This window comes from Desulfobacterales bacterium (assembly GCA_029211065.1).
GTDB lineage: Bacteria > Desulfobacterota > Desulfobacteria > Desulfobacterales > JARGFK01 > JARGFK01.
In genome coordinates this window covers 1-2,234 of sequence record JARGFK010000235.1, presented here as the reverse complement: position 1 = coordinate 2,234, position 2,234 = coordinate 1, and the positions used below count along the sequence as shown (strand labels likewise).

The 2,234-nt window shown below is 50.3% G+C and carries 2 protein-coding genes; both read left to right on the top strand.

Annotated features, from left to right (window positions below):
• On the top strand, nt 1-852 hold an 852-nt coding region (locus P1P89_23155), incomplete at its 5' end, for a tripartite tricarboxylate transporter permease (protein MDF1594423.1).
• Between the two features lie 63 nt (nt 853-915).
• The coding region (locus P1P89_23150; protein MDF1594422.1) for an MmgE/PrpD family protein at nt 916-2,234 on the top strand (1,319 nt) is incomplete at its 3' end.

Genomic DNA, 2,234 nt, shown 5'->3' with positions numbered 1-2,234 from the left:
AAAGATGTCGTCGCAGAATCCCTTCAGCAGAAAGTGACCCTAAAGGGCATTATGCAGGGGTTTAAAGAAACCATCAAAAGACCTGTAGAGGTGATCCGTTCTTCTTTAATCGGCGTGGTCATTGGCATTATTCCGGGCGCCGGCGGAAGCGTGGCGGCACCGGTTGCCTATCAACAATCGATTACATTTTCTTCCATTAAGGAAAAAGAAAAATTTGGCAAAGGGAGCATAAACGGCCTGATTGCGGCCGATGCTTCCAATAACGGTATGGTCGGCGGCAGTCTGGTTCCGCTGCTGACACTTGGGATTCCGGGGTGTTCGACTGGAGCTGTTTTGCTGGTGGCGCTCAGCTATCACGGACTGGTGATGGGGCCGGAGCTGTTTGCGCTCAACGGGGAACTTGTTTATGCGGTGCTATGGAGCCAGTTTACAGCCGCATTTTTCATCGCTATAACGGGTGTGTTTCTGGCCTATTTGGCCGTGCGGGTCGTGAATGTAAAGATGAGTATCCTGATTCCGGTTGTTTCCGTGCTGACCTTTATCGGCGCGTTTGCACCCAACGAACTGGTATTTGACATGGGTGTAATGGTAGCGATGGGCATATTGGGCTATTTCATGAAAAAGTACAACTACGTTCCCCTGGCTTTTCTGCTGGGGCTCGTTTTGGGCACCCAATTTGAAGCCAATCTTTTTAGAGGATTACGGATGGGGCTGGGGACACCGATCAGGTTTTTTGTTTCACCGGTTGCCATTACTTTATGGATCTTACTGCTTTTAACAGTTTTATATCCTATCATTCAAAAGCCGTTGACCGCTTTGATAGGAAAAAGCTTTGGCAGACAGAAAAAATAATTAGAGGATGAATAATCAGCGTTTTATAATCAGGTTATCGACTTGATAAAGAAAGGATGAATAATGATTGAGAATTCCGGTACAGCGGATCAAACCCTCTCCGAAATATTTTCAGATAAACTTTCCGGTGTTCGTTTAGCGCAACTCCCTCAAAAAGCCAAGGATGTTGCAGTCAATGATTTTATGGATGTTGCCGGTCTTTGCGTGACGGCCAGGCAAAAGGAATATACCCGGCAGTTGCTCAATGGCTGGGACGGGCAGGGCGACTGCACCGCTATCGGTCATGCCCGCGGTCTTGATTCCGCTGGAGCCGCTCTGATAAACGGCGTTGCCATCCACGGCGAAGATTTTGACGACACCTTGGAAGGTGCTCCGATCCGCGTGGCTGCCATGGTGATACCCGCGGTGCTGGCGGCTTGTGAACGCTTCGGGAGAAGCGGCAAGGACTTGCTGCTGGGTATTGTCATCGGGCTTGAGACCATTTGTCGTATGAATCATGTGGCTCCCGGAAAAATACATAAACAGTGTTTTCATCCTGTGGGCGTTATCGGTCCCTTCGGAGCGGCTGCCGGCGTTTGCGCCGCTTTACAGCTCAGCAACAAACAAATGGCGACCGCTTTGGGCATTTGCGCAAGCCTTTCTTCCGGGATCATTGAATATCTGTCGGAAGGTGCCTGGACAAAGCGCTTGCATCCCGGATGGGCGGCGCAGTCGGGCCTGCGGGCGGCTTTATTTGCTGCCCAGAATTTTCTTGCCCCTCGAAAGGTTTTCGAAGGCCCTCATAACTTTTTTCGCGCTTTTGCCCCTACGGCTGATCCGAAATATAAGTATCTTATTGAGGGCGTTGGAGAGGAATGGATGATGGAGCGGATCGTTTTTAAACCGTATGCCTGCGGCACCATGATCCATCCGTATATCGACTGTATGATCCGCCTGGCCAAACAGGGTGCAGACTCCGATCAAATCGTGGACATCGAGTGCGAAACCGGCGAAGGTCTGGTCCATCGTCTATGGGAGCCGCTGGCCGACAAGCACACGCCCCCGACCGGATATGCAGCCAAGTTCAGCATGCCCTGGTGTATGGCCGTCGGTTTTTTTGAAGGGGATGCGGGATTGAATCAGTTTACCGATGAAAAAGTAAAAAAACCGGAAATTCTTAAGCTATCCTCGAAAATACACTATGTGATCGACCCCGAAAACGAATATCCCGACAACTACTCCGGTCACATCAAGGTAACATTTAGAGACGGAACGGTTAAAGAATTGCGACAGCCCCACATGCGCGGCGGCGTCAAAGAACCGTTGACTCGCGATGAACTGATAGCAAAGTTCTTTTCCAATGTGGCTTATGGCGGGTGGAATAGAGCACTGGGCGAAAAGCT